Origin of the sequence: Bradyrhizobium sp. Bra64 (assembly GCF_024519875.1) — a bacterium.
In the GTDB taxonomy this organism is placed as follows: Bacteria; Pseudomonadota; Alphaproteobacteria; order Rhizobiales; family Xanthobacteraceae; genus Bradyrhizobium; species Bradyrhizobium japonicum_G.
On sequence record NZ_JALJRD010000007.1, the window covers coordinates 283,445 to 309,330 of the forward strand.

Annotated in this window: 23 protein-coding genes; 9 read left to right on the forward strand and 14 right to left on the reverse strand. The window is 65.3% G+C overall.

Annotation, left to right across the window (positions count from 1 at the left end; genetic code table 11):
* Nucleotides 1-108: 108 nt before the first annotated feature.
* From tsaE to ubiE, 6 genes are all read right to left on the reverse strand, one after another.
* Complete coding sequence (gene tsaE / locus NR187_RS22025) at nt 109-1,623, reverse strand: tRNA (adenosine(37)-N6)-threonylcarbamoyltransferase complex ATPase subunit type 1 TsaE (protein WP_256807583.1); 1,515 nt, start codon at nt 1,621-1,623, stop codon at nt 109-111.
* Entirely contained in the window at nt 1,620-4,124 is a 2,505-nt protein-coding gene (locus tag NR187_RS22030) for a PAS domain-containing sensor histidine kinase (RefSeq protein WP_211383875.1), read from the reverse strand. The genes tsaE and NR187_RS22030 overlap by 4 nt, the downstream gene beginning before the upstream one ends.
* Nucleotides 4,125-4,315: 191 nt before the next feature.
* Nucleotides 4,316-4,774 carry a dUTP diphosphatase gene (dut, locus tag NR187_RS22035; protein ID WP_211383876.1) on the reverse strand — a complete coding sequence of 153 codons (459 nt, stop codon included), beginning with the start codon at nt 4,772-4,774 and terminating at the stop codon, nt 4,316-4,318.
* Nucleotides 4,771-6,201, reverse strand: coding sequence for a bifunctional phosphopantothenoylcysteine decarboxylase/phosphopantothenate--cysteine ligase CoaBC (gene coaBC / locus NR187_RS22040; RefSeq protein ID WP_211383877.1), 1,431 nt, complete (start codon nt 6,199-6,201; stop codon nt 4,771-4,773). Before coaBC ends, dut begins: the two co-directional genes overlap by 4 nt.
* Before the next feature lie 56 nt (nt 6,202-6,257).
* Nucleotides 6,258-7,832, reverse strand: a complete 1,575-nt coding sequence (gene ubiB, locus NR187_RS22045) for a 2-polyprenylphenol 6-hydroxylase (protein ID WP_256807584.1) — start codon at nt 7,830-7,832, stop codon at nt 6,258-6,260.
* Nucleotides 7,829-8,590 (reverse strand): bifunctional demethylmenaquinone methyltransferase/2-methoxy-6-polyprenyl-1,4-benzoquinol methylase UbiE, encoded by a 762-nt coding sequence (gene ubiE / locus NR187_RS22050; RefSeq protein ID WP_211383879.1) that lies wholly within the window; start codon nt 8,588-8,590, stop codon nt 7,829-7,831. Before ubiE ends, ubiB begins: the two co-directional genes overlap by 4 nt.
* Nucleotides 8,591-8,671: 81 nt before the next feature.
* Here ubiE and mutM point away from each other — a divergent pair, with 81 nt between their 5' ends.
* Nucleotides 8,672-9,553: a bifunctional DNA-formamidopyrimidine glycosylase/DNA-(apurinic or apyrimidinic site) lyase gene (mutM, locus tag NR187_RS22055; protein ID WP_256807585.1), complete on the forward strand. Its 882-nt coding sequence runs from the start codon at nt 8,672-8,674 to the stop codon at nt 9,551-9,553.
* 128 nt (nt 9,554-9,681) lie between these two features.
* On the opposite strand, the gene NR187_RS22060 is transcribed toward mutM, so the two are convergent.
* Nucleotides 9,682-10,425: a ParA family protein gene (locus NR187_RS22060; protein WP_256807586.1), complete on the reverse strand. Its 744-nt coding sequence runs from the start codon at nt 10,423-10,425 to the stop codon at nt 9,682-9,684.
* A 240-nt stretch (nt 10,426-10,665) separates the two neighbouring features.
* Between NR187_RS22060 and ggt the strand changes: the two genes are divergently transcribed.
* Entirely contained in the window at nt 10,666-12,345 is a 1,680-nt protein-coding gene (gene ggt / locus NR187_RS22065) for a gamma-glutamyltransferase (RefSeq protein WP_256807587.1), read from the forward strand.
* A 3-nt stretch (nt 12,346-12,348) separates the two neighbouring features.
* Here ggt and NR187_RS22070 read toward each other — a convergent pair whose 3' ends face one another.
* Nucleotides 12,349-13,710, reverse strand: a complete 1,362-nt coding sequence (locus tag NR187_RS22070; protein WP_256807588.1) for a serine protease — start codon at nt 13,708-13,710, stop codon at nt 12,349-12,351.
* A 234-nt stretch (nt 13,711-13,944) separates the two neighbouring features.
* Here NR187_RS22070 and NR187_RS22075 point away from each other — a divergent pair, with 234 nt between their 5' ends.
* Nucleotides 13,945-14,748, forward strand: coding sequence for a molybdopterin-synthase adenylyltransferase MoeB (locus NR187_RS22075; protein WP_256807590.1), 804 nt, complete (start codon nt 13,945-13,947; stop codon nt 14,746-14,748).
* A gap of 195 nt (nt 14,749-14,943) precedes the next feature.
* A complete protein-coding gene (locus NR187_RS22080) occupies nt 14,944-15,219 on the forward strand; it encodes a DUF3303 domain-containing protein (RefSeq protein WP_211383885.1) in 276 nt (91 codons plus the stop codon).
* A gap of 67 nt (nt 15,220-15,286) precedes the next feature.
* On the opposite strand, the gene NR187_RS22085 is transcribed toward NR187_RS22080, so the two are convergent.
* The gene (locus NR187_RS22085) at nt 15,287-16,288 is read right to left on the reverse strand and encodes a D-glycerate dehydrogenase (protein ID WP_211383886.1); all 1,002 of its coding nucleotides are present in this window, start codon (nt 16,286-16,288) and stop codon (nt 15,287-15,289) included.
* Nucleotides 16,289-16,614: 326 nt separating this feature from the next.
* Here NR187_RS22085 and NR187_RS22090 point away from each other — a divergent pair, with 326 nt between their 5' ends.
* A complete protein-coding gene (locus NR187_RS22090) occupies nt 16,615-17,145 on the forward strand; it encodes an SH3 domain-containing protein (RefSeq protein ID WP_211383887.1) in 531 nt (176 codons plus the stop codon).
* 62 nt (nt 17,146-17,207) lie between these two features.
* On the opposite strand, the gene irrA is transcribed toward NR187_RS22090, so the two are convergent.
* The gene (gene irrA, locus NR187_RS22095; RefSeq protein ID WP_211383888.1) at nt 17,208-17,699 is read right to left on the reverse strand and encodes an iron response transcriptional regulator IrrA; all 492 of its coding nucleotides are present in this window, start codon (nt 17,697-17,699) and stop codon (nt 17,208-17,210) included.
* 349 nt (nt 17,700-18,048) lie between these two features.
* On the opposite strand from irrA, the gene fabA reads away from it, so the two are divergent.
* The 3 genes from fabA to fabI all read left to right on the forward strand — a co-directional run bounded on the left by fabA (nt 18,049) and on the right by fabI (nt 20,735).
* Entirely contained in the window at nt 18,049-18,570 is a 522-nt protein-coding gene (fabA, locus tag NR187_RS22100) for a bifunctional 3-hydroxydecanoyl-ACP dehydratase/trans-2-decenoyl-ACP isomerase (protein ID WP_211383889.1), read from the forward strand.
* 39 nt (nt 18,571-18,609) lie between these two features.
* Nucleotides 18,610-19,833, forward strand: a complete 1,224-nt coding sequence (fabB, locus tag NR187_RS22105) for a beta-ketoacyl-ACP synthase I (protein WP_211383890.1) — start codon at nt 18,610-18,612, stop codon at nt 19,831-19,833.
* A 101-nt stretch (nt 19,834-19,934) separates the two neighbouring features.
* Nucleotides 19,935-20,735, forward strand: a complete 801-nt coding sequence (fabI, locus tag NR187_RS22110; protein WP_211383891.1) for an enoyl-ACP reductase FabI — start codon at nt 19,935-19,937, stop codon at nt 20,733-20,735.
* 9 nt (nt 20,736-20,744) lie between these two features.
* Here fabI and NR187_RS22115 read toward each other — a convergent pair whose 3' ends face one another.
* Genes NR187_RS22115 through NR187_RS22125 form a run of 3 tightly spaced genes read right to left on the reverse strand, consistent with a single transcriptional unit; the run spans nt 20,745 to nt 22,736 of the window.
* The gene (locus NR187_RS22115) at nt 20,745-21,341 is read right to left on the reverse strand and encodes a glutathione S-transferase family protein (protein ID WP_211383892.1); all 597 of its coding nucleotides are present in this window, start codon (nt 21,339-21,341) and stop codon (nt 20,745-20,747) included.
* The gene (locus NR187_RS22120; protein WP_211383893.1) at nt 21,338-21,802 is read right to left on the reverse strand and encodes a GNAT family N-acetyltransferase; all 465 of its coding nucleotides are present in this window, start codon (nt 21,800-21,802) and stop codon (nt 21,338-21,340) included. The genes NR187_RS22115 and NR187_RS22120 overlap by 4 nt, the downstream gene beginning before the upstream one ends.
* A 7-nt stretch (nt 21,803-21,809) precedes the next feature.
* Entirely contained in the window at nt 21,810-22,736 is a 927-nt protein-coding gene (locus tag NR187_RS22125; protein ID WP_211383894.1) for a hydrogen peroxide-inducible genes activator, read from the reverse strand.
* A 114-nt stretch (nt 22,737-22,850) separates the two neighbouring features.
* Between NR187_RS22125 and katG the strand changes: the two genes are divergently transcribed.
* Nucleotides 22,851-25,016, forward strand: a complete 2,166-nt coding sequence (gene katG, locus NR187_RS22130) for a catalase/peroxidase HPI (protein ID WP_256807595.1) — start codon at nt 22,851-22,853, stop codon at nt 25,014-25,016.
* Nucleotides 25,017-25,085: 69 nt separating this feature from the next.
* On the opposite strand, the gene NR187_RS22135 is transcribed toward katG, so the two are convergent.
* Nucleotides 25,086-25,817 carry a superoxide dismutase gene (locus NR187_RS22135; RefSeq protein WP_306235676.1) on the reverse strand — a complete coding sequence of 244 codons (732 nt, stop codon included), beginning with the start codon at nt 25,815-25,817 and terminating at the stop codon, nt 25,086-25,088.
* Nucleotides 25,818-25,886 lie beyond the last annotated feature (69 nt).

Genomic DNA, 25,886 nt, shown 5'->3' on the forward strand with positions numbered 1-25,886 from the left:
CAGCCCGTAATTACCCGGCTGCCTCGGCGCCAGATTACCGGTGACTTGGCTAACGGCCGGTAAATCCGGCCCCCGAAGCAGCCTCGGAGCCGCTCTTGCAGCTGCATGCTAGGGCGCCGGCACGTTAGCGAGATACCAGTCGCGCAGGGAGCTAAGCGCGGGATGCGCCAGCGAGCGTTGGAGATAGGTCCAGATCCGCGGCTGGTGACGCAGATAATGCGGCTTGCCGTCGCGGCGGTTGAGGCGGGCGAAGGTGCCGAGCAGGCGCGTGTTCCGCTGCGCCGACATGATGGCGTAGAGCTCGGCGAAGCCGGCCGCGTCGAAGCTGGCGTCACCCGCGCGCCGCGCCTTGATGTAGCGCGACAGCAGCGTCAGCTCGAGGCCTTCCGGCACGTCGATGCGTGCGTCCTGGAGCAGCGACACCACGTCGTAGGATTGCGGTCCGAGCACGGCGTCCTGGAAATCGATCACGCCGACGCGCTCGATGCCGTTGCGGTCCGCAAGCCAGATCAAATTGGGCGAGTGATAGTCGCGGATGATCCACGTCTTCGGCGCCGCCAGCGGCTTTCGCAGCAGCTCGCGCCACATCGCGAAAAATTCCGCGCGCTTCGCCTCGCTCAGCGGCGCATCGCGATCGGGCAGGTACCATTCCGGCATCAAGCCGATCTCGATCAATAATGCTTCGGTGTCGAAGACCGGAATGGCGTAGGTCTGCCCGTCCAGCGGCAACGTCTCCGGCAGCGTCTTGCCGTGCAGCGCGGCCAGCACGTCGGCCGCGGCTTCGTAGCGCTCGGCGATCGGGCGCGGCGGATACCCTTCGATCACGCCTTCGCTGCCGAAGTCTTCCGTGATCAGGAAGCCATGGTCGAGATCGGAATGGTGGATCGCGGGCGCCGAGATTCCCTGCGCGCGCAGGCCTTCGTCGATCGCCACGAACGGTCGGACGTTCTCGGCGAGATGCACCGCGGCGCTGTAGGATTTTCCGTTGTACATCGCCGCGCCGTCGGGCCGCTGCGGAAAGTTCATGAGAATGACGATCTCGTCGTCACGCAGCAGCCGCGCATAGGAGCGGGTCGAGGCGTCGCCCGCCATGCGCTTGCGCATCGCATCCATGTAGCCGGATGCATCGAGGAATTCGCGCAGCGCCTGCAGCCGTGCGACGGCCGCGGCGGCCTTGCCGTAACCGGTGATGTCGGCGGCGCGCGCATTCGAGCCCAGCGCCGGCCGATGCGTCAGTGCGATGTCGATGCGATCCTGCGGCATCGCCGAGGGCGCGCGCTCCGGCCATTCGATCAGCACGAGCGTGGCGTCCGGGAGCGGCGACAATCCGATCTCCTCGAGCTCGCTCTCGTCCTCGACGCGGTAGAGGTCGGCATGCATCACCGGGAACGGCGGCAGCTCGTAGCCCTGCACCAGCGTGAAGGTCGGGCTCGGCACCTCCAGCGCCTCGTCGCCGGCGAGATAGCGGATCAGGCTGCGGGCCGCTGCGGTCTTGCCGGCGCCGAGGTCGCCGGTGAGCGTGATGACGTCGCCGGGACCGACCAGCAGCGCGAGGTCGGCCATCAATTGCGCAGTCGCCGTCTCGTTGTGAAGCGCGACGGAGAATGTGGTTGGCGCAGTCATTCGGCGGCGTCGCGATGCGCCGCCTGGTCGGTCGGGAAGTCGCAGATCACGACCGTGCCGCGGCCGACGATCGAATCCACCCGCACCTTGCCGCCATGCAGCTCGACGAAGGAGCGCACCAGCGACAGGCCGAGCCCGGCGCCGCGGTGACGCGAGCCCTGCGAGCGGCTTTCGAACCAGTTGAACACCTTGTCCTTCATGTCGGCAGGTATTCCAGGCCCGGAATCTGTCACAGTGAAGACCACGCTGTGTTCGGTGCGGCGGGCGCTGATGCCGACGGTGGAATCCTGTGGAGAAAACCCGACGGCGTTGGCGAGAAGGTTATAGAGCACCTGCACCACGCGCTTCTCGTCGCCGATGAAGCTGCCGATATCGGGCGCAATCTCGACCTTGAGGCGGATGCGGTCGGTGGCGAGCCGGTCCTGGATGCCCTCGGCGGCGAGCTCGATGGTCTTGCTGACGTCGACCGGGCCGAGTTCCAGCTTCATGGCGCCGGCGTCGATGGTGGCGAGATCCAGGATGTTGTTGGTCAGCGCCAGCAGCGCGTTGGTCGATTTGGTGACGTAGTCGAGATATTCGGCCTGTTTCGGCGTCAGCGGCCCGGTCGAGGGATCGCTGAGGAAATGCGCAAAGCCGATGATGGTGGTGAGCGGCGAGCGCAGCTCGTAGGAGACGTGGTGGACGAAATCCACCTTCATCTGGTCGGCGGCCTCCAGCGCCTCGTTGCGCTCGCGCAGCGCGCGCTCGACGTTCTCGGTGTCGGTGATGTCCTGGAACGTCAGCATGGTGGCGCCGTCATGCAGCGGCCGGATCATGCCGTCGAGCACGCTGCCGTCCTTGCGCTCGAGCTTCAGCGGCACGTCGGCGCGGCTCTCGATCGAGGTGACGGCCTCGCGGATCTGCCGCCAGACCACGGGATCGTCGAACAGCTGATGGCACCAGCCCTCGACCGTCTGGATGTGCGGCTCGTCGCGCATGGCGTCGCTGGACAGCTTCCACATCCGGACGAAGGCCGGGTTGAACAGCTGGGCCTTGCCGTTGCTGCCGAACACGGCGACGCCCTCGGCGAGGCTGTCGAGCGTCTCGCGCTGGACCCGGATCATGCCGTCGAAGCGGCGGGCAAGCTCCAGGCTCTCGGTGACGTCGTCGAACAGATAGGTGACGCCGCCTTCCGGATTGGGCGTGGTGACGACGGAGAGCGCGCGGCCGTCGGGCAGGTACCAGGTGTCCTTGGCGGTCTCGACCGCGCGATAGGCCTCATGCAGCTTGGCCTTCCAGGCGCGGAAGTCCGGCTGCTCCGGCAGTTTCCGCGCGGCGCGGAGCTTGTCGAGGACGCTGGAATCGTCGGGGTTTGCGTCGAGGAAGGTGCGGTCGAGGTCCCACAGCCGCCGGTAGGAATCATTGTAGAAGGCGAGCCGCCGCTGACCGTCGAACACGGCAACGCCGGAGGAGAGCTGGTCGAGCGTGCGCCGATGCGCCTCCGCCATCCGCACCAGCGCCGTACTCAGCCCATTCGCCTCGCTGGCATCGATGGCAACGCCGACATTGCCGCTGCCGACATTGACGGCGCGGACGTCATAGATGCGGCGCTCGCCGCCGATCACGATCGGCAGCCGCGAAGTGAAATTGGCCGCTTCCTTCAGTCCCCGCTCCATCGCGATCCGGTCGGCGCTGTCGAGCAGTTCGAGCTTGCGCTCCTGGGCATCGGTGATGCTGGCCGCCTCGGTCGCACGGACATAGGCGGGGTTGGCGTAAGCCAGCGCGCCGTTCTCGCCCTTGGCCCAGATCGGCCAGGGTGCGGCAGCGGCGAAGCCGCGCAGCATCTCGGTCTCGTCGGAGAGCGCCTTGTAGCGAAGATTGGTCTCGGCCAGATCGCGGCGGACCCCTGAGAGTTCGCGAATCCTGACGATGGCCTGGCCGCCGATGGCGCGGCCAATGGCCTCGAGCGTATGGCCATGCGCGGTGGTCAGCGTCAGCTGGAACCCGTCACCGCGGTCGCGCAGCGCATCGACTGCGTGATCCATCTGGAGCGCGGGTTCCGGCGGCAGCCAGGTTCCAAACGCGAGCACGCGCTGCGGGGAGGAGTCGCGCGGCAGCACCAGGGAAATGTCGCCGGAAACCTGCGCGCGATTGTTGCCCGCCGGCCAGGAGATCAGGATCTGCGGCTCGGCGAACAGCAGCGCGCCGAAGCGGTCGGCCTGGAGCTGGAGTTCCCCGATCCGCGCGCGCAGCTGCGCCTCGTTCTTCGCCGTACGCACGCGCGTGCGCATCAGGAGGATCGCGGCCACAACCGAAAAGCCGAGCAAGGCCAGCGCGGTGGCCAGCACCGCGAGTTCCTGCCGGTTGAAATCCAGCATCATTGAGAGTGTGTCGACGAGGTCGGCGGCTTCAGCCGGTCCAGCCGGCAGCAGCGCCGCAAGAGCGCTCCCCACAAGCCCGTCGCGCACGAGCGATGTGCACGACAGCAGCGTCCGACGCATCGACACGATCACGCCTGACATCATTGCCCCAAGATCGCACAGATTTGCGCGCGACGACCCCCGTCGCGCGCGAATCAAACGACAATACCCTCACCGTGACTCGGCCGGTAAGAGTCCAGATCGTGAACGCAAAGGGCGCCCCAAAAAAATGCAGGGCACAGCGTTCCAGTTCGCGTCGTTCTTCGGGATGATTCGGCCGGGATTGGCGCGCGTTAGCGACCGGTCGAGCCGAAGCCGCCGGCGCCGCGGTCGGTTGCCGACAATTCGGCCACTGGAACCAGCGCGGCCTGCACCATGGTCGCGATCACCATCTGCGCGATGCGCTCGCCGCGCTGGATCACGAAGGGGGCCTGGCCGTGGTTGATCAGGATCACCTTGACCTCGCCGCGATAGTCCGCGTCGATCGTGCCCGGCGAGTTCAGCACGGTGACGCCATGCTTGGCTGCAAGCCCGGAACGCGGCCGCACCTGCGCCTCGTGCCCGGGCGGCAATGCGATCGCAAGCCCCGTTGGTACCAGCGCGTATTGGCCGGGCGCGAGCGTCAGTGGCTCGGTGTCCGGAACCGCTGCCATCAGGTCGAGACCGGCGGCGTCGCTGGTCTGATAGGCCGGCAGCGGGAGGCCTTCGGCATGCGGCAGGCGTTGCAGTTCGACGGTGACTCTCGTGCTCAAGATGCCGGCTCCCGGGATTTGTCGGCCACGCTTTTTGCGATACGCGCGACCAGCTCGATGGCGACCTGTTCCTTGGTCATCACCGGCCAGGAATCAACCGCGATCTCGCTGGCCCCGCGACTTATGAGGTGCACCGTGTTGCGGTCGCCGCCCATCACGCCGGTCGCCGGCGAGACGTCGTTGGCGACGATCCAGTCGCAGCCCTTGCGGGCAAGCTTGGACTTGGCGTTGTCGATGAGGTGCTCGGTCTCGGCGGCAAAGCCGATCACCAGCGGCGGACGCCTGTCGGCCAGCCTGGAGATCGTGGCGAGGATATCGGGGTTCTCGACCAGCTGAAGCGGCGGCATGCCGGCCGAGCTCTTCTTCAGCTTCTGCTCGCCTTCATTGGCGACGCGCCAGTCGGCGACCGCCGCGGCGAAGATCGCGATGTCGGCGGGAAGCGCGGCCTGCACCTGCTCCAGCATCTGCCGCGCCGATTCAACACGCTTGACCGTCACGCCCTGGGGATCGCCGAGATCGACCGGGCCACTGACCAAAATCACCTCGGCGCCCGCGGCTTGTGCGGCGGCGGCAATGGCAAAGCCCTGTTTGCCGGAGGAGCGGTTGGCGATATAGCGCACCGGGTCGATCGGCTCGTGAGTTGGACCTGCCGTGATCAGCACGCGCTTGCCGGCGAGCGGGCGCGGTACCGGCGGCCGCAGCAGGCGCTCTGCGGCGGTGGCGATCTCGATCGCCTCCGACATGCGGCCGACGCCCGCCTCGCCCGCTTCGGCCATCTCGCCGGAATTCGGGCCGATCAGCACCACACCGTCACGCTGAAGCTGCCCGATGTTGCGGCGGGTCGCCGCATTGTTCCACATCAGCGGATTCATCGCTGGTGCCAGCAGGATCTTTCGGTTGGTCGCGAGCAGGATGGCGCTGGCGAGATCGTCGGCATGGCCGCCTGCCATCTTCGCGAGGAGGTCGGCAGTCGCAGGCGCGACGACAACCAGATCGCACTCGCGCGCGAGACGGATATGGCCGGCGTCGAATTCGCTCTGGGGATCGAACAGATCAGTGTAGACGCGCTCATGCGAGAGCGCACTCACGGCCAGCGGGGTGACGAATTGCTGCGCCGCCTTGGTCAGCACGCAGCGCACCTCGATGCGGCGTTCCTTGAGGCGGCGGATCAGGTCGAGGGATTTGTAGGCCGCGATCCCGCCGCCGATGATCAGGGTGACGCTGGCCTCCGGAACGGAGGCGGCGCGCTGGGGGGTGGGAACGGCGGAAGGAATCGCAAACGGTGTCAGCGGCTCCTCGCGGCCCTCGACCAGTTCGCCCAGGATGATCCGGACCTCTTCCTCGACCGACCGACGGTTCTTGGCCGATCGCAAGCGGAGATAGGTTTTGACACCCTCGTCAAGCTTGCGGATGGTCAGGCTTGCCATGGCGCCCTCCAGCACGGAATGATAGCGATGCTATCACTCCAATGATTGCAGTGCAATCATAGATTCCGGACGGCGATCAGGATGCCGATGAAGGTCGCTGCGATGATCCAGAGCGCCACGGTGCGCCAGCGGTTCTTGCGGCCCTCGCTGCGGCCCATCGCGGCGATGCTCTCCGGCGACAGCCGGATGCCCTCCCGCGTCATGGTCTCGAGCTGTTCGAGCACCACGACGGAGCGTTGTGCGATGTCGGGAAGCCGCATCAGCACGCGGGCGAGGTCGCCGGTACCGGACAGTGCGCCCTGGACCCGGCCGATCGGTCCGAGATTGCGTTCGATCCACTCGCGCACCACGGGGTCGGCGACCTTCCAGATGTCGAGCCTGGGGTCGAAGGCGCGCGCCACGCCCTCGACCACCACCATGGTCTTCTGCAGCAGGATCAGCTCGGGCCGCGTCGTCATGTCGAACAGGCCGGTAACCTCGAGCAGCAGCGTGAGCAGCCGCGCCATCGAGATTTCCTCGGCGGTGCGGTTGTGGATCGGTTCGCCAATGGCGCGGATGGCTTGCGCGAAATTCTCGACCGAGTGATGCGCGGGGACATAACCCGCTTCGAAATGAACTTCCGCGACGCGGCGATAGTCGCGGGTGATGAAGCCGAGCAGGATTTCCGCGAGGAAGCGCCGCTCCTTCATGCCGAGCCGGCCCATGATGCCGAAATCGACCGCAACGAGACGGCCGGCGTCATCGAGGAACAGATTGCCCGGATGCATGTCGGCATGGAAGAAGCCGTCGCGCAGCGCGTGACGCAGAAAACTCTGGATCACCTTGCGGCCGAGATCGGGCAGGTCGACCTGCGCGTCTTCGAGACGCTTGTGATCGTTCAGCGCGATGCCGTCGATCCACTCCATCGTCAGAACGTTGTGCGTGGTACGGTCCCAGTCGACGGTCGGCACGCGAAAATCGGGATCGTCGCGCGTGTTCTCCGCCATCTCCGACAGCGCTGCCGCCTCGAGCCGCAGGTCCATCTCCATCGCGACCGAGCGCGACATGGTATTGATGACCTCGATCAGCCGCAGCCGTCGCGCCTCGGACGAATAGGCTTCGGCCTTGTGCGCGACGAAGAAGAAATCGGAGAGATCGCGGCGGAAGCGCGCGGCCACATTGGGCCGCAACACCTTGACCGCAACCGACTTGCGCACATCGTCGCACAGCACGTCGGCGCGGTGGACCTGGGCGATCGAGGCGGCGGCGACCGGCGGGCCGAAGCTTGCGAACACGTCCTTCAGCGGCCGTTCCAGCGACGTCGCGATCGCGGCCTCGGCTTCTTCCTGCGAAAAAGGCGGCAGGCGATCCTGCAGGCTTTCGAGGTCGCGCGCCATGATGACGCCGACGACGTCCGGGCGCGTCGCCAGGAATTGTCCGAGCTTGAGATAGGCCGGGCCCATCCGCGTCAGCGCGCGCGACAGCCTTGGTCCATGTTTGGGCCCGCGCCGTTCGATCAGGCGCGCCAGCTTCAGCGCGAGTTGCCCGGGCGGCGGGACGAGGCTTGGATCGACCGAGCCGAACACGCCCTCGCGCGCGAACACGAACGCGGCGCGCATCAGGCGCGCAGTGTGGGTGATGGCAGAGATCACAAACGCCAGCCCGAATGCAGTGCGACGATGCCGCCGGTCAACGTCTGCCAGTTCACGCGGGCGAAGCCGGCATCGCGGATCATGTCGGCGAAGGCGGCAGGCTTTGGAAACTTGCGGATCGATTCGACGAGATATTGGTACGACTCGGCATCGCCCGTGACCATGCGTCCGAGCGGCGGGATCACCTTGAACGAGAACAGGTCGTAGAGCCGGTCGAGGCCGGGCATCTCGACGGTGGAGAATTCCAGGCACAGGAAGCGGCTGCCCGGCTTGAGCACGCGATAGGCCTCGCGCAGCGCAAGGTCGATCCGCGGCACGTTGCGAATGCCGAAAGCGATCGTATATGCGTCGAAGCTGCGGTCGGCGAAGGCCAGCGCTTCGGCATTGCCTTCGACGAAATCGACCTGGGTCTCGAGATGCCGCTTCGCGGCGCGCTCGCGGCCCACACTCAGCATCTCGGTATTGATGTCGCAGACGGTGGCATGGAAGCCCGCGCCCGCCGCCTTGGCGGCGCGGAACGAGATGTCGCCGGTGCCGCCCGCGACGTCGAGCAGCGCGAACGGCCGGTCGCCCCTCGGCGGGTCGAGCGCGGTGATCATGATGTCCTTCCAGACCCTGTGCAGGCCACCGGACATCAAATCGTTCATCAAATCATAGCGCGAAGCCACGCTGTGAAACACATCGTTCACCAGCGTCTGCTTGTCCCCCAGGGGGACGTCCCTGAAGCCAAAATGCGTGGTTTCGCCCGGCCGATCCATTACTCTACTCCACTGGGCGGACCATAGCGCGGCCGCCGCAATGGCGCTATCACACCGCCCTCATAAGGTGAATGCCCGACCATGCCTGAATTGCCCGAAGTCGAGACCGTCCGCCGCGGCCTTCAGCCCGTCATGGAGGGTGCGAAAATCCTCGATGCGGAGGCCCGCAGGCCGGATCTGCGCTTTCCGTTCCAGCCGGATTTCGTGGCCCGGCTGAAGGGCCAGGTCGTCACCGGGCTTGGCCGCCGTGCAAAATATCTCATGGCCGATCTCGCCTCCGGCGACGTGCTCCTGATGCATCTGGGCATGTCGGGCTCGTTCCGCGTCATCAAGCCGGACAACGATGCATCGCCGGGCGAGTTTCATTATCCGAAGGGGAACGACACCACGCACGACCATGTTCTGTTCCGGATGTCCTCGGGCGCCGACATCGTCTTCAACGATCCGCGCCGCTTCGGTTACATGAAAGTGATCGCGCGCAATGCGCTCGAGGAGGAGCCGCTGCTCCGCGACCTCGGCCCCGAGCCGCTCGGCAACGAATTCGACGCCGCGATGCTGGCGCGATCCTGCGCGGGCAAGACCACGAGCCTGAAGGCCGCGCTGCTCGACCAGCGCGTGGTGGCGGGGCTCGGCAACATCTATGTTTGCGAGGCGCTGCATCGCTCGCATCTGTCGCCACGCCGTATCGCCGCGACGCTGTCGACGAAAAAGAGTGAGCCGACGGATCACGCCAAGCGGCTGGTCGGTGCGATCCACACCGTGCTGAACGACGCCATCAAGGCCGGCGGCTCATCGTTGCGCGACCATCGCCAGACCTCGGGCGAGCTCGGCTATTTCCAGCATTCGTTCAAGGTCTACGACCGCGAAGGCGAGAAATGCACGACGCCCGGCTGCGGCGGCACGATCAAGCGCTTCACCCAGAACGGCCGCTCGACGTTCTGGTGTCCGAAATGTCAGAAGTGAGAATCTGGCCTGCGGCCGCGAGGCCGTGAGTTTCTGCGAGGGTCCGGCCGGTTGGTGGCCGGATTGCTTCGTCGCGGGGGCCCTTCCGGATGGTGAAGGGCAGGCTGCCGTCCGAGCGATCGCCCCGCTCAGGACGCCAGTGTGGTGGTCTCGTCCGCTGCGAGTTCCGAGGCCGCGTGCAGCATGCCATCGGCAGCCGAGAGGACCTGGTCGATCAGGACATTGGTCGTGGCGGTGAGCTCGAGACGGGTCTCGATCCACTGCCAGAGGCCGCGGATCTCCTCGGTCGACTTGCCGTTCGGCGCGAATTCGCTCACCGCAAGGCCGCTCGCGAGCGAGTCCTGGTGGTCGTTGCGCATCACGATCAGAGGACGCGCGAGCACCTCGATGAGATCCAGCGCGGCTTCTTCGGCGAGAGCGTTGGCGGCATTGTCGATGCGCTGGCCGCGGATCGGCGTCTGGTTCAGCACGAAGCTGAAGGGCCGCTTCCAGGCCCGCGCGACGCTCAGCGTCGAGGTGGTCGCCTCGATGTCGGCGACGCTCGGGCGGGCCGGGATCAGGCAGAGGTCGGAATGGCGGATCGCGGCGGTGGTGGCGGCGCTGAGGCCGGCCGCGGTATCGACGATCGCGAGCTGGAGGCCGCTTTCGGCGAGCATTTTCAGGCGCGGCGCGATGTCGGCGGCGTGATAGATCGGCTCGACGACGAGATCATCGGCGGCGCGGCGGCGCTGCCAGTTGGACAGGGTGCCCTGCGGGTCTGTCTCGATCAGGCGGACGGTGAAGCCGGCCTGCCTGGCTGCCAGCGCGAGGCCGATGGCGAGCGTGCTCTTCCCACTGCCGCCCTTTTGGGTGGCCAGTACGATCGTGTGCATTGAAGGTGTATCCTTTGGAGTGCCTGGGTCAGGAATACGCCACGCGAACGTGCATCGATCTCGATGCTGAGCTCTTCTCGCTCAGGACGTGCCGGCCCGATCCAAAGGGGATCGCGGTGGTCCGAATCAACGGTAACAATGATGGCAGAATCGGGAATGCCAGCTAATCCGTACCATTACTGGACCCGTAATCCTGCGTGTGATGTGCTCGCCGCCGTGAATAGAGAGGGGACGAGCGGCATGAGCGGAAACTGGCGCGACCGGACGACCACGACCTTTGAATGCCAGAAAATGCCTGCGGTCTCCAGTCGCGGCATGGTCGTCAGCAACCATCCGCTGGCCTCGAGCGCCGGCGCCGAGATGCTGGCGGCGGGCGGCAATGCGATCGACGCCGCGATCGCGACCCTGTTCACGCTGACCGTGGTCGAGCCGATGATGGTCGGCATCATCGGCGGCGGCATGGCCCACATCAGGCTGGCCGACGGCAGCCATCGCTTCATCGACGGCCAGAGCACCGTGCCCTCGGCGGTGCGCGACAACAGCTACACCTCGAGGCCGGGCTCGGCGCATGACGTATTCGACACCGTCGGCAACGAGAATCTCAACGGCCCCAAGGCGGTTGCTACGCCGGGCTCGCTGAAAGCCTGGTGCGAGACGTTGCGCCGGTTCGGCACCATGAGCCTCGCCGATGTCATGCAGCCCGCCATCAAGCACGCCGCGCGCGGCTATGCGGCGACGCCGTACTTGCACGAATGCATCAGCGAGAGCGCCGCCGAGATGCGCAAGGACAGGCCGATCGCGGCGATCTATTTGCCCGATGGTGAGCCGCTGAAGGTCGGCGCGCGCGTGGTGCAGGCCGAATATGCCGAGACGCTGCGTCATATCGCCGACCACGGCGAGACCGCGCTCTACGAGGGGCCGCTCGGCGACATCCTCGCCGATTACATGGAGAAGGCCGGCGGCTTCATCCGTCGCACCGATCTGGCCAGCTACAGGACGGTCGAGCGGCAGCCGATCCGCGCGGACTATCGCGGCTGGACCATTTTTGGGCCGCCGCCGCCGGCGGCGTCGGGCGTGCACATCGCGCAGATGCTGAACATCCTGGAAGGCTATGACATCGGCAGCCTCGGCTTCGGCACATCCGAGACCATCCACTATCTCGCCGAGGTCCTGAAGATCGCCTTTGCCGATCGCGCTGCCGCCAGCGGCGACCCTGATTATGTCGGCGTGCCCGTGGAGAAGCTGACCTCGAAATCCTATGCCGACGAGCGTCGCCGCGCCATCGATCCGGCGCGGGCGCAGGCCTGGGGCGCCGGCGTGTCGCAGCTCGAAGGCGCGCACACCACGCACATGACGGCGGCGGATGCGTTCGGCAACGTGGTTGCGACCACGCAGACCATCAACAATCTGTTCGGCGCCAAGATCATGATCCCGGGCCTGGGGGCCATCGCCAACAATTACATGAACCTGTTCGATCCGCGTCCCGGCCACGCGCTGTCGCTGGCGCCGGGCAAGCGCGTGACGACCTCGATGTCGCCGATGATGGCGCTCAACGGTGGCAAGCTGCGTTACGCGCTTGGGCTGCCCGGGGGAAAACGCATCTTCCCGAGCGCGATGCAGGCGCTGGTCAATCTGATCGACCACGGCATGAGCCTGCAGGAGGCGGTCGAGGCGCCGCGGGTCTGGACCGAGGGCAATGCGCTCGAGGTCGAGCAGAAGGTGCCGGAAGCCGTGCGTGCGAAGCTGACGGGCCTCGGTCACAAGGTCCAGCCCGTTGCGACGGTCGCCGGTGGCATGAACGGCATCGCCTTCCACGACGACGGCACCATGACCGGCGCCGCCTGCTGGCGCGCGGACGGCACGCCGGTCGGTATTTCAGGAGGTCTCGCGAAGGCCGGGATCAGGTTCAGGCTGAGCTGATCGCTACTTCCGCACGCAGATCACGCGCACGACGGCGGTCTTCGCATCCGTCGACGTGCCGTTCGCCGTGACACCGTTCGCCTTCAGGAAATCGCGCACCGTCTCCGCGGAGACCATCACCGCCTGTGAGGCCGGCACCGCTGTCGCGGGTCCTGCGACCATCGCCGGCTTCAACAGCGCGACGCCGGCGAATTTGCCGTCGCCGTCGATCGCGGGGCTGCCGGAGAATCCGACCGCCGGCGGCGGAGACAGTGCGGAATCGCTGCTCGTGACCGGCGCCAGCGCACCCTTGAGGCTCGACACACCGGCTGCTCCGCCCTGGCTCTGCGGATCGGCGATGCCGACGACATCGACACTCGTCTTCGCCGCGCCATTTGCGAGGTTGAGCGGTTTCAACCCACGCGCGCCGTAGATGTGCAGCAGCGCGAGATCGTGCTCCTTGTCCTCGGCGAGACGGTCGGCGCTGCCATAGCCGGCGATGGTGATCGCAAGACAGCTATCGGTGACGAGCCGGTCGGCGATGATCGCGCCATCGTCGCTGACGACGATGCCGGTGCCGTATTCGACGTTCTTGCGCGGCGGCGGCCCGGTCTGCGGGCCCGACGGAAATGCATTGAACGCGCTCGACATCGCGATCACGACCGGCTCGACCGTGTTCTCGGTGGCCTGATCGTAAAGGATCGTCATGATGCGAACTTCGTCACCCTTGAAGGTGCCGCGCACGTAGAACTTCTTCAGGCCCTGCAATCCCGACAGCACGAAGAAGTCGGGCTTCACCACGGTGTAGTCGACCTTGCGCCCGGCCGGTTCCTTCTTCTCCGCTTCCGCAAGCTTTGCAGTGCTCGGGTTCGCCTCCTTGCGGCGGCTGAGCAGCACTTGCACCGTTCCCGTCGGCGAGGTCCATTTCGAGCCGTTGGCGTCGGTCGCCTGCTGCGGCACCAGCTTGCCGGGGATGCCGAGCCGGGCGCCGCTGGTCATCTCCGTCACGATTTTCCAGCCGACGCTGTCCTGCTTCCGCCTTGCGGTCTCGGCGAGCGCGGCGCGCTCCTGCGGATTGAGCACGCCGGTCGGCTTGCCGCCCTTGTTCTTCTGGTACTCCTTGATCGCGTCGACCATGCGCGCACTGACGTCGCCGGTGATGGCGCCGTTATACTGGCCGACCCAGGCGAGGTCGGACTGCAGCGACAGCCGTTCTGCCTGCGCCATCGCATCGGCGGTCTCGGATGCCGTCTGCAAGGCGGGAGGACGGATCGGAACGGTCTGGACCACCTTCGGCTTGGTGCCCGGGACCTGCGGCGTCGTCATCTGGGCGCTCGCGCCTGTGGCAGCTGCAAACATCAGTGTTGCCGCAAGCATCGATCTCATGACAAATCCAGCCAGCCCATTGAACGCAATGCCATTGAAGCACATCTCGTTGGTCGCGAACAATGTTGGGGTGGTTCAGTTGGCGATAGAGGTCACGAACGCAGGCCCTCATCCTGAGGAGCGGCCTTGGGGCCGCGTCTCGAAGGATGGCCGCGGGTGATATCGGGGCCTTCATGGTTCGAGATGCGCGTTCCGCGCCCCTCACCATGAGGGTTGAGAGAACGAAGGACGACGATGCTGAGCCCGGACGAACTCGAACGCTATGCCCGCCATATCGTGCTGCGCGATGTCGGTGGTCCCGGCCAGGCCGCGCTGAAGCGGGCCTCCGTGCTGGTGATCGGCGCCGGCGGGCTCGGCGCGCCTGCGCTGATGTATCTGGCTGCCGCCGGGATCGGCACGCTCGGCGTGGTCGATGACGACGTGGTGTCGCTGTCCAACCTCCAGCGCCAGGTGATCCACACCACGCCCGATATCGGCCGGCACAAGGTCGAGAGCGCGGCCGAACGGATCACCGCGCTCAATCCGCATGTCCGCTTCGTCGGCCACGCCACCTGGCTCAACGCCGACAACGCGCTCAGCCTGATCGGCGACTACGATCTCGTGCTCGACGGCTCCGACAATTTCTCGACGCGCTATCTGGCTTCGGACGCCTGCTTCTTCGCGAAGCGGCCGCTGATCACGGCGGCGCTCGGCACCTTCGACGGCTCGCTCACCACCATCCGCGCGCATGAGACAAACGAGCAGGGCGAATTCAATCCGACCTATCGCTGCCTGTTTCCCGAGGCGCCGCCGCCCGGCACGGTGCCGGCCTGCGCGGAGGCCGGCGTCATGGGCGCGCTCGCGGGCGTGCTCGGCTCGATGATGGCGCTGGAGGCGATCCGCGAAATCGTCGGCTTTGGCGACGGCCTTGTCGGCCGCCTCCTGATGATCGATGCGCGCGCGATGCGCTTCGAGACGCTGCGTTACGGGCGCGATCCGGCCAATCCGCTCAACGGCGATGGGCCTGTGTTCGATGATCTAAGCATCCATCGGGAGTAGTCGCGCCGCACGACGAGCACAAGCGATGACCGAGAAGCGGTACGTTGCAGCGCGGAACAGTCGCAACCTGCGTGTCGTCCCTACCGTTCCCGACAGGGATGAGGACGGGCCTAAATCGACACTTGCAAGTGTCTTTCTTCGTGATTGAATTCGCATCGCCGCAAGGCAAATGGATATTTCAGATTGGAGATTACTATGAAGTACATCTCGAGCTGGAAATTGCCCCCGAATTTGATCGATTCCGCGATCGAAAAATTTCTGAAGACAGGGGGCGTGCCACCGGAAGGCGTGAAGATGCTCGGCCGCTGGCACGGAATGAACGGGACGGGCTTTGCAATTTCGGAGAGCAACGACCCGAAGGCCATGTACCAATGGTACGCCCAATGGGCCAACGTCATGGAGATCACTGTCACGCCCTGCGTGGAAGACGCCGAAGCCGGCCCGATCCTGGCCGCCCTGGCGAAGCAGTGAATGCCTCGGGGCGGCCGCGGTACGCCGGCCGCTCCGTTCAAGTCTGCGCGCCCCCGGCCGCAGCGCTTCACAGCATGCTCGGCAGCACGCGATCAGGCGGCTTGTGGGCGTCGAGGAAGGTGCGGATGTTGATGATCACCTTCTCGCCCATCTCGACGCGGCCCTCGATGGTGGCCGAGCCCATATGCGGCAGCAGCGTCACCTTGCCGGCCTTGGCGAGCCGCACCAGTTTTGGATTGACCGCGGGCTCGTGCTCGTAGACGTCCAGGCCGGCGCCGCCGATCTCGCCGCCTTCGATCAGCTTGATCAGCGTGTCCTCGTCGGTGACCTCGCCGCGCGCGGTGTTGACGATGTAGGCGTCTTTCCGGATCAGCTTCAGCCGGCGCGCCGAAAGCAGATGGTAGGTCGCCGGCGTGTGCGGACAGTTCACCGAGATGATGTCCATCCGCGCCAGCATCTGGTCGAGACTTTCCCAATAGGTCGCGCCCAGTTCCTCGGCGATCTTCGGCGCGACGGGGCGGCGGTTGTGATAGTGAATCTGCAAGCCGAAGGCGCGGGCGCGGCGCGCCACCGCCTGGCCGATCCGGCCCATGCCGATGATGCCGAGGCGCTTGCCCCCGATGCGATGGCCGAGCATCCAGGTCGGCGACCAGCCCGGCCAGGGCTTTCCTTCCGTCAGGATCGAGGCACCTTCGATCATCCGCCGCGGCACGGCGAGGATCAGAGCCATGGTCATGTCGGCGGTGTCTTCGGTCAGAACCTTCGGCGTGTTGGTGACCGTGATTCCGCGGGCATGGGCGGCCTCGACGTCGATGTTGTCGACGCCGTTGCCGAAATTGGCGATCAGGCGAAGCCTGCAGTCGGGCTGATTGACGATGTCGGCGGAGATGTGATCGGTGACGGTCGGAACCAGCACGTCGGCGGTGCGCGCGGCTTCCGCGATCTGCTCGCCCGACATCGGCGTGTCGTCGAGATTGATCCGCGCGTCGAACAGCTCACGCATCCGGGTCTCGATCGAGTCCGGGAGCTTGCGCGTCACCACGACGAGGGGCTTTTTCTTCACCGACATGTCCTGCCCTCATGAGGCGTTGCAAGCCGCCTCTGTCACCAAAGGCCGGCCCGTTGAGGCCTCATTAACCCGGTTGTTCGACACTGCCATTGCCGTGTCGTCCCCGGCGTTTCCTTCAAGCTCTCCCGACATTTCCGGCCGGAAAATCGGGCAAACTGGTTGTTCAGATGTCCGTCCTCTCTAGCAGAAGGCCGGGCCAAGACAAGAACCACGGGCAAAGGGCTCGGGAACACCCGCGTGGGGCGGGTCAGGGAGAATGCGGCGCGGTTGTGGAATTTTGAGGTGAAGGCCCGGCTTTGTAGGGGTCTTCGACAGGAGACGGGTTGATGGCGTTGGGGCGTTTTTGTTCGGTGATGGCGCTCGTTTGCACCTGGTTGAGCGCCTCGGTCAGCCCCGGGCACTCAGCCAAGGACAGCACGCCCCAGACCGCCAGCGGCCTCCCCGTGCCGCGCTATGTCAGCCTCAAATCGGATCACGTCAACGTCCGCGCCGGCCCGACCAAGGACAATGACGTCGCCTGGGTCTATACCCGCGCCGGCCTGCCGGTCGAAATCACCGCCGAGTTCGAGAACTGGCGCCGGGTGCGCGATTCCGAGGGCGCCGAGGGCTGGGTCTACCATTCGCTGCTGTCGGGCCGCCGCACCGCGGTCGTCACCATGAAGCACAAGGACGAGCTTGCACCGATCTATGATCAGGCCGATCCCGAGAGCGCGGTTGCAGCAAAACTCCAGGCCGGCGTCGTCACGCAGGTGAAGAAGTGCAGCGCAAACTGGTGCCACGTCATCGGCAACGGCTTTGACGGCTGGATCCAGCAGGAGCGTCTCTGGGGCGTCTATTCGGACGAGCAGGTGAACTGACGGCCTGAAACGACAATGGCCGGGAAATCCCGGCCATGACGGTCAAATCAGCCGAGTAAACCTCAGCGCTTCTTGCGCAGCCGCACGACCATGTCGATGCGCGCGATCTCGTAACCCTCGGGCACCTCCGGCATCTTGGACAGCGCCAGATGCGGATCCTCGATATCGACCAGCTCATGGCTGTTCTCGAGGTAGTAGTGATGGTGGGTCGTCACGTTGGTGTCGAAATAGGTCTTGGTGCCGTCGACACTGACCTGACGGAGCAGGCCGGCATCGGTGAGCTGGTTCAGCGTGTTGTAGACGGTCGCCAGAGAGACCGGCACCTTGGCCAGCGTCGCTTCCTCGTAGAGCATTTCAGCCGTGAGATGACGCGCACCCTTGCCGAACAGGAGCCAGCCGAGCGCCATGCGCTGGCGCGTCGGACGAAGCCCCGCGGACTGGAGCATTTCGTTGACATCGTGCCACGGGCAGCCGGTCAAAGCCGGCTGGCGGCCGGACAGAAGGGCCGCGGAATGGACGTCGTCGTCGTGATGGGGCGCGGAATTCTCGTTCATTTCCAGATTTCGGGCACGCGTGAACAATAACTCCCTGCAATATAAGAACAGAAAGATGCAGATGCAAGTTTCTCGCAACTAGAGAGGTTCTAATCAGTCTTGGAACCTGGCGAGGACCACGTCATTTTACCTTCACGAGAGCGCTTTGCCACTGAAATCGCCTGTGTTAGAGAGCCCGCGGTTCCGCGCAGCCGATTTTGGGGCAGCCAGGCCTGAAGGCCAGGCCCGCAGTCCATCCGGGGCTTGCGGAAGCCGCGCCTGACGGTGGCAATTGGCGTTGCTCTCCGACCGAGACGGGCCCATTTTCGCCAAAACGCCGCTCCATCGGGATTAGAACAGAGGCTCGTGCATGCTGAACAGGCGCAACGGATACGAATACGAAGACCTGCTGGCATGTGCCCGCGGTGAGATGTTCGGCCCGGGCAATGCCCAGCTGCCGTTGCCGCCGATGCTGATGTTCGACCGCATCACGGACATCAGCGACAATGGCGGCGAGTTCGGCAAGGGCGTGGTGCGCGCCGAGCTCGACGTGAAGCCCGACCTCTGGTTCTTCGGCTGCCACTTCAAGAACGATCCCGTGATGCCCGGCTGCCTCGGCCTCGACGCGCTGTGGCAAATGGTCGGCTTTTATCTGGGTTGGACCGGGGGCGAGGGTCGTGGGCGGGCACTCGGCCTGAATGAGCTGAAGTTCAGCGGTCAGGTGCTGCCCGAGGCCCGCAAGGTTGTGTACAACGTCGATATCAAGCGCGTGATGCGTTCAAAGCTGGTGCTCGGTATCGCCGACGGATGGCTTTCGGTCGACGACCAGATTATCTATCGCGCGAAGGATTTGAAGGTCGGCCTGTTCAAGCAGGGCACGAGCCTAGGCTGAGCGCATCACCAAGACGACAACGAGTAAGGCGAGGCTGTCATGAGGCGGGTTGTGGTCACCGGAATGGGCATCGTTTCGTCCATCGGAAACAACACCCAGGAAGTGCTTGCGAGCCTTCACGAGGCGAAGTCGGGCATTTCGCGGGCTGAGAAATATGCCGAGCTCGGCTTCCGCTCGCAGGTGCAGGGTGCGCCGTCGCTCGATCCTTCGACGGTGGTCGACCGCCGCGCAATGCGTTTCCTCGGTCAGGGCGCTGCCTGGAATCACGTCGCGATGGAGCAGGCGATCCAGGATTCCGGTCTGTCGCCCGACGACATCTCCAATATCCGCACCGGCATCATCATGGGCTCCGGCGGTCCGTCCGCCCGCACCATCGTCGAGGCTGCCGACATCACCCGCACCAAGGGGCCGAAGCGCGTCGGACCGTTTGCAGTGCCGAAGGCGATGTCGTCCACGGCCTCCGCGACACTTGCGACCTGGTTCAAGATCAAGGGCGTGAACTATTCGATCTCGTCGGCCTGTGCGACGTCGAACCATTGCGTCGGCAACGCCTATGAGACGATCCAGATCGGCAAGCAGGACGTCATCTTCGCCGGCGGGTGCGAAGAGCTGGACTGGTCGCTGTCGGTGCTGTTCGACGCCATGGGCGCGATGTCCTCGAAGTACAACGATACGCCTGCCACCGCCTCGCGTCCCTACGACGTCAACCGCGACGGCTTCGTGATTGCCGGCGGCGCTGGCGTGCTGGTGCTGGAGGAGCTCGAGCATGCCAAGGCGCGCGGCGCGCGCATCTACGGCGAGATCGTCGGCTACGGCGCGACCTCCGACGGCTACGACATGGTCGCACCCTCAGGCGAGGGCGCCGAGCGCTGCATGCGCATGGCAATGTCGACCGTGAAGACCAAGGTCGACTACATCAATCCGCACGCGACATCGACGCCGGCCGGCGATCCGCCGGAGATCGATGCGCTCCGCAGGGTGTTCGGAAATGGCGACAAGTGTCCGCCGATCTCGGCGACCAAGGCGCTGACCGGTCACTCCCTGGGCGCAACCGGCGTGCAGGAAGCGATCTATTCACTGCTGATGATGAACAACGGCTTCATCTGCGAGAGCGCTCACATCCAGGAGCTCGATCCCGCCTTCGCCGACATGCCGATCGTGCGCAAGCGCATCGACAACGTCAAAATCGGCACCGTGCTGTCGAACTCCTTCGGCTTCGGCGGCACCAACGCCACGCTGGTGTTCAGCCGGCTGGACGTGTGAGCCAGCACCCTTCGGTTTCCCGGCCTACAATGATCGCCGCCAGAATATTGTATCGCCCACATGCGTGAGCGACGACCTCGGATAATGGGAGTTGCGAGGCAATGGAAGGTTTGATGAAAGGCAAGCGCGGTCTGATCATGGGGATCGCCAATGATCATTCGATCGCCTGGGGTATGGCGAAGACGCTGCATGCCCATGGCGCCGAGCTTGCCTTCACCTTCCAGGGCGAGGCCCTGGGAAAGCGCGTCAAGCCGCTGGCGGAGTCTCTCGGCGTGGAACTGGTGTTGCCCTGCGACGTCGAGGACATCGCCAGCGTCGATGCCACCTTCGCTGCGCTGCGCGAGAAGTGGGGCCAGCTCGATTTCGTGATCCACGCGATCGGCTTTGCCGACAAGAACGAGCTGAAGGGCCGTTACGCCGACACCAGCCGCGAGAATTTTTCGCGCACCATGGTGATCTCCTGCTTCTCCTTCACGGAAGTCGCCAAGCGTGCCGCGGAGCTGATGACGGAGGGCGGCAGCATGGTCACGCTGACCTTCGGCGCTTCGGAGCGCGCGATGCCGAACTACAACGTGATGGGCGTCGCCAAGGCGGCGCTGGAAGCCTCGGTGCGCTATCTCGCCTCCGATTTCGGACCGCGCGGCATCCGCGTCAACGCGATCTCGGCCGGTCCCATCCGCACGCTCGCCGGCTCCGGCATCGGCGAGGCGCGCGCGATGTTCGCCTTCATGCAAAAGCATTCGCCGCTCCGCCGCGGCGTCACGCTCGACGAGCTTGGCGGCTCGGCGCTGTATCTGCTGTCGGATCTCTCCGGCGGCGTGACCGGCGAGATCCACTATGTCGATTCCGGCTACAACACCGTGCTGATGCCGAGGCCGGACGATTTGAAAACGTCGGATTAGGGCGGTCCGCTACCCCGCCGCGATCTTCTCTCCGCGCTGGAACGCCGGACGCGCCATGCAGCGTGCGATATAGGCATCGAAGGCCGGGCGCGACGGCACCATCTTGAACACGCGCACCGCGAAATTCAGGCCCGAGCCGATCGTGATGTCGGCGGCCGAAAACTCCTCGCCGAGGATCCACGGCCCCTTGGCAAGCGCGGCTTCCAGCACGTCGAAGACCTGCGTCGCGCTGCCCCAGGCCGCGGTCGATGTCGGGATCTCGATCCTGGTGAAGATCTGGATGATGGCGGGTTCGATGCAGCTTGGCGAGAAGAACAGCCATTGCAGGTAACGCGCGCGGCGCGGATCGGTCACGTCTGGCGCGAGCTTCGTATCCGGATAGCGATCGGCGATATAGGCGCAGATAGCGGCGGCTTCGCCGAGCGCGGCATCGCCGTCGGTCAGCGCCGGCACCTTGCCCATCGGATTGATCTTCAAATAGTCCGGCGCCTTCTGCGCGCCCGTCGAAATGTCCGTCAGCACGCGCTCATAGGGCAGTCCGCTCTCCTCCATCAGCCAGAGCGTCGAGAACGAACGCGAGCGCGGCGACCAGTAGAGTTTGATCATGGCGCGTTTCCTTTGTTCTTCCACCGGTAATACTTCATCATGAACCCGTTCGAGGGCTCGATCTCTTCCTTCTCGAACACAAAACCCTCGCGCTCGTACCAGCGCCAGGCTTTTTCGTTCTCGCGGACGCAGCGCAGGTACATCTCGTCGGGCATTTGCGTGCGCGTGAAAGCGAGCAATTGGCGGCCGAGCGATTGCCCCTGATAGGCGGGGGCGACGAACAGCATGTCGAGATAGAGCTTCGGCAGATGCAGCGCCAGCATCGCCGCGAGCGTGCCGTTGTCGTCGGCGACGAACAGGCTCCAGCCGGCCTCTATCTCGCGGTGGATCCGCGCACGCAGGTTTGCCAGCAGGAAGGCGCTCGCTTCGCCGAGCCCGGTCGAGACCCAGCTTTCCATCCAGACGCGGCCGACCTCGTCATATTCGTCGGCGCGGGCTGGGCGGATGATCGGATGCGACATCGCCGCGTCAAGCCCGCTGACTGCGCACGGATGGCCGTGCGCGCGCCTTGCCGGCCGACAGGCACACCACTTCGGAGATTTGCAGGAGTTGCCGAGCCAGCGGGCTGGTCTTGCGCCAGACCATGCCGATGGTGCGCGACGGCTGCGGGTCGCGGAAACGCGCCAGCGAGACCGAGGCCGATCGCGTCTCCACCGGCACGGCCATCTCGGGAATCAAGGTCACGCCGATGCCGGCGCTGACCATCTGCACCAGCGTCGACAGCGAATTCGCGTCCAGCATCTCGCGCGGCGGCGCCGATTGCATGTTGCAGAAGGACAGCGCCTGATCGCGGAAGCAGTGGCCTTCTTCGAGCAGCAACAGCCGCATCTCGCGCATCATCTCCCGCGACGGCACCGGCGTGCCTTCATCGGAACCCGGCCGCACCAGCAGGAATTTCTCGTCGAACAGCGCGACCTCGGTGAGCGAGGGTTCGGACACCGGCAGCGCGACGATGGCGGTATCGAGCCGGCCTTCCACCAGTTCCTGGATCAGCCGCGGCGTCATCGTCTCGCGCACGCGGATGTCCAGCTCGGGATGCATGCGCGTGAGATTCTTGGTGATCTTGGGCAGCAGATAGGGCGCGATCGTCGGGATCATGCCGATCCGCAGCCGGCCCGCAAAGCGGTCCTGCGAGGCGCGCGCGAAATCGCCGAGCTCATCGACCGAGCGCAGGATGTCGCGGACGCGTGGCGCGAGCTCTTCGCCGAACCGGGTCAGCGCCACCTGGCGGGCGCTGCGCTCCAGCAGCAGGCCGCCGAGCGCCTCCTCGAGTTCCTTGATCTGCATCGACAGGGCCGGCTGCGAAATGGCGCTTGCCTCCGCCGCGCGGCCGAAATGGCCGTGACGCGCCAGCGCGTCGAAATACCTGAGCTGGCGCATCGTCACGTTGGCCATCAGAAAATCCTATCGCAGCGATCATTAAAGTCAACTTCCCCTGATGGAATGGGAGGCTTAGAGTGGTTTGACCTGGTCAAAGGTGCGAGTTCGACGCCACCAGAGGAGGTATTCATGGACGACACTTCAAAGTGCCCGTTTTCGGGTGGAAAACGCGTGCCGGCGAACCGCGATTGGTGGCCAACCCAGCTCAGCATCGAGATGCTGCACAAGAATTCCGGCCTGTCCGATCCGATGGGCAAGGAGTTCGACTACGCCAGGGAATTCAAGTCGCTCGACCTCAACGCGGTCATCAAGGACCTGACCGCTCTGATGACGGATTCGCAGGAATGGTGGCCTGCCGACTTCGGCCACTATGGCGGCCTGATGATCCGCATGGCCTGGCACAGCGCGGGCACCTATCGCACCACCGACGGTCGCGGTGGCGCCGGCGCCGGTCAGCAGCGGTTCGCCCCGCTCAACAGCTGGCCTGACAACGCCAATCTCGACAAGGCGCGTCGGCTGCTCTGGCCGATCAAGCAGAAATACGGCCGCAAGCTCTCCTGGGCCGATCTGATGGTGCTCGCCGGCAATGTCGCGCTGGAGTCGATGGGCTTCAAGACGTTCGGTTTCGCCGGTGGCCGCGCCGACGTCTGGGAGCCGGAAGAGCTCTATTGGGGTCCCGAAGGCACGTGGCTGGGCGATGAGCGCTACAGTGGCGAACGCGAACTCGCCGAACCGCTCGGCGCGGTGCAGATGGGCCTCATCTACGTCAACCCGGAAGGCCCGAACGGCAAGCCGGATCCGGTCGCCGCGGCCAAGGACATCCGCGAGACGTTCGCCCGCATGGCGATGAACGACGAGGAAACCGTCGCGCTGATCGCCGGCGGCCACAGTTTTGGCAAGACCCACGGCGCGGGCGATCCGTCGCTGGTCGGACCGGAGCCGGAAGCGGGCGCGCTCGAGGATCAGGGCCTCGGCTGGAAGAGCAAGCACGCGTCGGGCCTGGCTGGCGATTCCATCACCAGCGGACTCGAGGTGACATGGACCAAGACGCCGACGAAGTGGAGCAACAATTTCTTCGAGAACCTGTTCAATTTCGAATGGGAGCTGACGAAGAGCCCGGGCGGCGCGAACCAGTGGACGGCGAAGGGCGCCGACGCGATCATTCCCGATGCGTTCGACAAGTCGAAGAAGCACCGGCCGACGATGCTGACGACCGACCTCTCGCTGCGCTTCGATCCGGCCTATGAGAAGATCTCGCGTCGCTTCCTGGAGAACCCGGATCAGTTCGCGGACGCCTTTGCCCGCGCCTGGTTCAAGCTCACCCACCGCGACATGGGACCGATCCAGCGCTATCTCGGCCCGCTGGTGCCGAAGGAGACGCTGATCTGGCAGGACCCGATTCCGGCGGTGAATCACGAGCTGGCCAGCGATCAGGACATCGCCGCGCTGAAGACCAAGATCCTGGCTTCGGGCCTCTCGGTCTCCGAGCTGGTTTCGACCGCATGGGCGTCGGCCTCGACGTTCCGCGGCTCCGACAAGCGCGGCGGCGCCAACGGCGCACGCATCCGTCTTGCCCCGCAGAAGGACTGGGAGGTGAACCAGCCGGCCCAGCTCTCGAAGGTTCTGGGCAAGCTCGAAGCGATCCAGAAGGAGTTCAACGCCTCGGCCGGTGCGAAGAAGGTCTCGCTTGCGGACCTGATCGTGCTCGGCGGCACCGCCGCGGTCGAGAAGGCCGCGAAGGATGCCGGCGTCGACGTGAAGGTCGGCTTCACGCCGGGTCGCATGGATGCCTCGCAGGAGCAGACCGACGCTGCATCCTTTGCTCCGCTGGAGCCGCGGGCCGATGGCTTCCGCAACTACGTCGGCAAGCGGCATCAATTCCTGCAGCAGGAAGAAGCCCTCGTCGATCGTGCGCAGCTGTTGAAGCTCTCCGGTCCCGAACTGACCGTGCTCGTCGGCGGCCTGCGTGTGCTCGGCGCCAACGCGAACGGTTCGAAGCACGGTGTTCTCACCGCCAAGGTGGGCACGCTCAGCAACGACTTCTTCGTCAACCTGCTCGACATGGGTGCGCAGTGGACGGCGGCGGCTGACGGCACCTACGAGGCCCGCGACCGCAAGACCAATGCGGTGAAGTGGACCGGCACGCGCGCCGACCTGATCTTCGGTGCGCACTCGCAGCTTCGCGCCTACGCCGAGGTCTATGCCACTTCGGATTCCAAGGAGCAGTTCGTCAATGACTTCGCCAAGGCCTGGACCAAGGTGATGAACCTCGACCGGTACGACATCGCGGCCTGATCCCGATCAGCAAGCGACAAACAAAAGGGCGGCCGAGAGGTCGCCCTTTTTCGTTGGCCCGGATTGTCGTCACACGTCGAGTGTGCCGGCCTTGGCGGCTGTAAAACGTTCGCCCACGACCTTCCAGTTCACCGTGTTCCACCATGCCTTGAGATAATCGGCGCGACGGTTCTGGTAGTTCAGGTAATAGGCGTGCTCCCAGACGTCGTTACCGAGCAGCGCGCGCTTGCCGTCCATCATCGGATTGTCCTGGTTGGGCCGCGTCTCGATCGCGAGCTTGCCATCCTTGCCGACAGTCACGAACACCCAGCCCGAGCCGAACACGCGCCCGCCGGCTGCGTTGAAGTCGGTCTGGAATTTTTCCATGCCGCCCAGATCGCTGTCGATTGCAGCGAGCAGGGCACCTTCCGGCTTGCCGCTGTTCGGCCCCATGATCTGCCAGAACATCGTGTGATTGGCGTGGCCGCCCATGCTGTTGCGGACGCCGGTGCGGATTGCTTCCGGCACGGCGCCGAGATTGCCCAGCACTTCGCCGACAGGCTTTTCCGCGAGCTGCGGATTGTCCTTGGCGAAATTGTTCAGGTTGGTGATGAACGCCTGGTGATGGCGGTCGTGATGGATCTCCATCGTCTTGGCATCGATATGCGGTTCCAGCGCGTTCGCCGGATAGGCCAGCGGTTCTAGCTTGAACGGACCTGCGGCCGCCATGGCAGCCTGCGCGAACAGGAGGCGCGGGGCAGCAGCAGTCGCGACGAGGCCAGTTGCAGCGACGATGAGACGGCGCCGGGATAGGGATGACATGTGGTTCTCCTGTCTGGGGACGATCCGCCGATACGGCGGACGGCCGTGACAACAGGTACGCAGCAGCGA

Excerpts from the sequence above, each read along its gene's own strand:
- NR187_RS22125 (WP_211383894.1), bottom strand. The coding sequence starts at position 22,736 with ATGGCCAACGTGACGATGCGCCAGCTCAGGTATTTCGACGCGCTGGCG.
- NR187_RS22075 (WP_256807590.1), top strand. The coding sequence starts at position 13,945 with ATGCTGAGCCCGGACGAACTCGAACGCTATGCCCGCCATATCGTGCTG.
- fabB (WP_211383890.1), top strand. The coding sequence starts at position 18,610 with ATGAGGCGGGTTGTGGTCACCGGAATGGGCATCGTTTCGTCCATCGGA.
- NR187_RS22070 (WP_256807588.1), bottom strand. The coding sequence starts at position 13,710 with ATGAGATCGATGCTTGCGGCAACACTGATGTTTGCAGCTGCCACAGGC.
- NR187_RS22120 (WP_211383893.1), bottom strand. The coding sequence starts at position 21,802 with ATGTCGCATCCGATCATCCGCCCAGCCCGCGCCGACGAATATGACGAG.
- NR187_RS22080 (WP_211383885.1), top strand. The coding sequence starts at position 14,944 with ATGAAGTACATCTCGAGCTGGAAATTGCCCCCGAATTTGATCGATTCC.
- NR187_RS22115 (WP_211383892.1), bottom strand. The coding sequence starts at position 21,341 with ATGATCAAACTCTACTGGTCGCCGCGCTCGCGTTCGTTCTCGACGCTC.
- irrA (WP_211383888.1), bottom strand. The coding sequence starts at position 17,699 with ATGAACGAGAATTCCGCGCCCCATCACGACGACGACGTCCATTCCGCG.
- katG (WP_256807595.1), top strand. The coding sequence starts at position 22,851 with ATGGACGACACTTCAAAGTGCCCGTTTTCGGGTGGAAAACGCGTGCCG.
- tsaE (WP_256807583.1), bottom strand. The coding sequence starts at position 1,623 with ATGACTGCGCCAACCACATTCTCCGTCGCGCTTCACAACGAGACGGCG.
- fabI (WP_211383891.1), top strand. The coding sequence starts at position 19,935 with ATGGAAGGTTTGATGAAAGGCAAGCGCGGTCTGATCATGGGGATCGCC.
- NR187_RS22135 (WP_306235676.1), bottom strand. The coding sequence starts at position 25,817 with ATGTCATCCCTATCCCGGCGCCGTCTCATCGTCGCTGCAACTGGCCTC.
- NR187_RS22030 (WP_211383875.1), bottom strand. The coding sequence starts at position 4,124 with ATGTCAGGCGTGATCGTGTCGATGCGTCGGACGCTGCTGTCGTGCACA.
- mutM (WP_256807585.1), top strand. The coding sequence starts at position 8,672 with ATGCCTGAATTGCCCGAAGTCGAGACCGTCCGCCGCGGCCTTCAGCCC.
- coaBC (WP_211383877.1), bottom strand. The coding sequence starts at position 6,201 with ATGGCAAGCCTGACCATCCGCAAGCTTGACGAGGGTGTCAAAACCTAT.
- NR187_RS22085 (WP_211383886.1), bottom strand. The coding sequence starts at position 16,288 with ATGTCGGTGAAGAAAAAGCCCCTCGTCGTGGTGACGCGCAAGCTCCCG.
- NR187_RS22060 (WP_256807586.1), bottom strand. The coding sequence starts at position 10,425 with ATGCACACGATCGTACTGGCCACCCAAAAGGGCGGCAGTGGGAAGAGC.
- ubiE (WP_211383879.1), bottom strand. The coding sequence starts at position 8,590 with ATGGATCGGCCGGGCGAAACCACGCATTTTGGCTTCAGGGACGTCCCC.
- ggt (WP_256807587.1), top strand. The coding sequence starts at position 10,666 with ATGAGCGGAAACTGGCGCGACCGGACGACCACGACCTTTGAATGCCAG.
- NR187_RS22090 (WP_211383887.1), top strand. The coding sequence starts at position 16,615 with ATGGCGTTGGGGCGTTTTTGTTCGGTGATGGCGCTCGTTTGCACCTGG.
- fabA (WP_211383889.1), top strand. The coding sequence starts at position 18,049 with ATGCTGAACAGGCGCAACGGATACGAATACGAAGACCTGCTGGCATGT.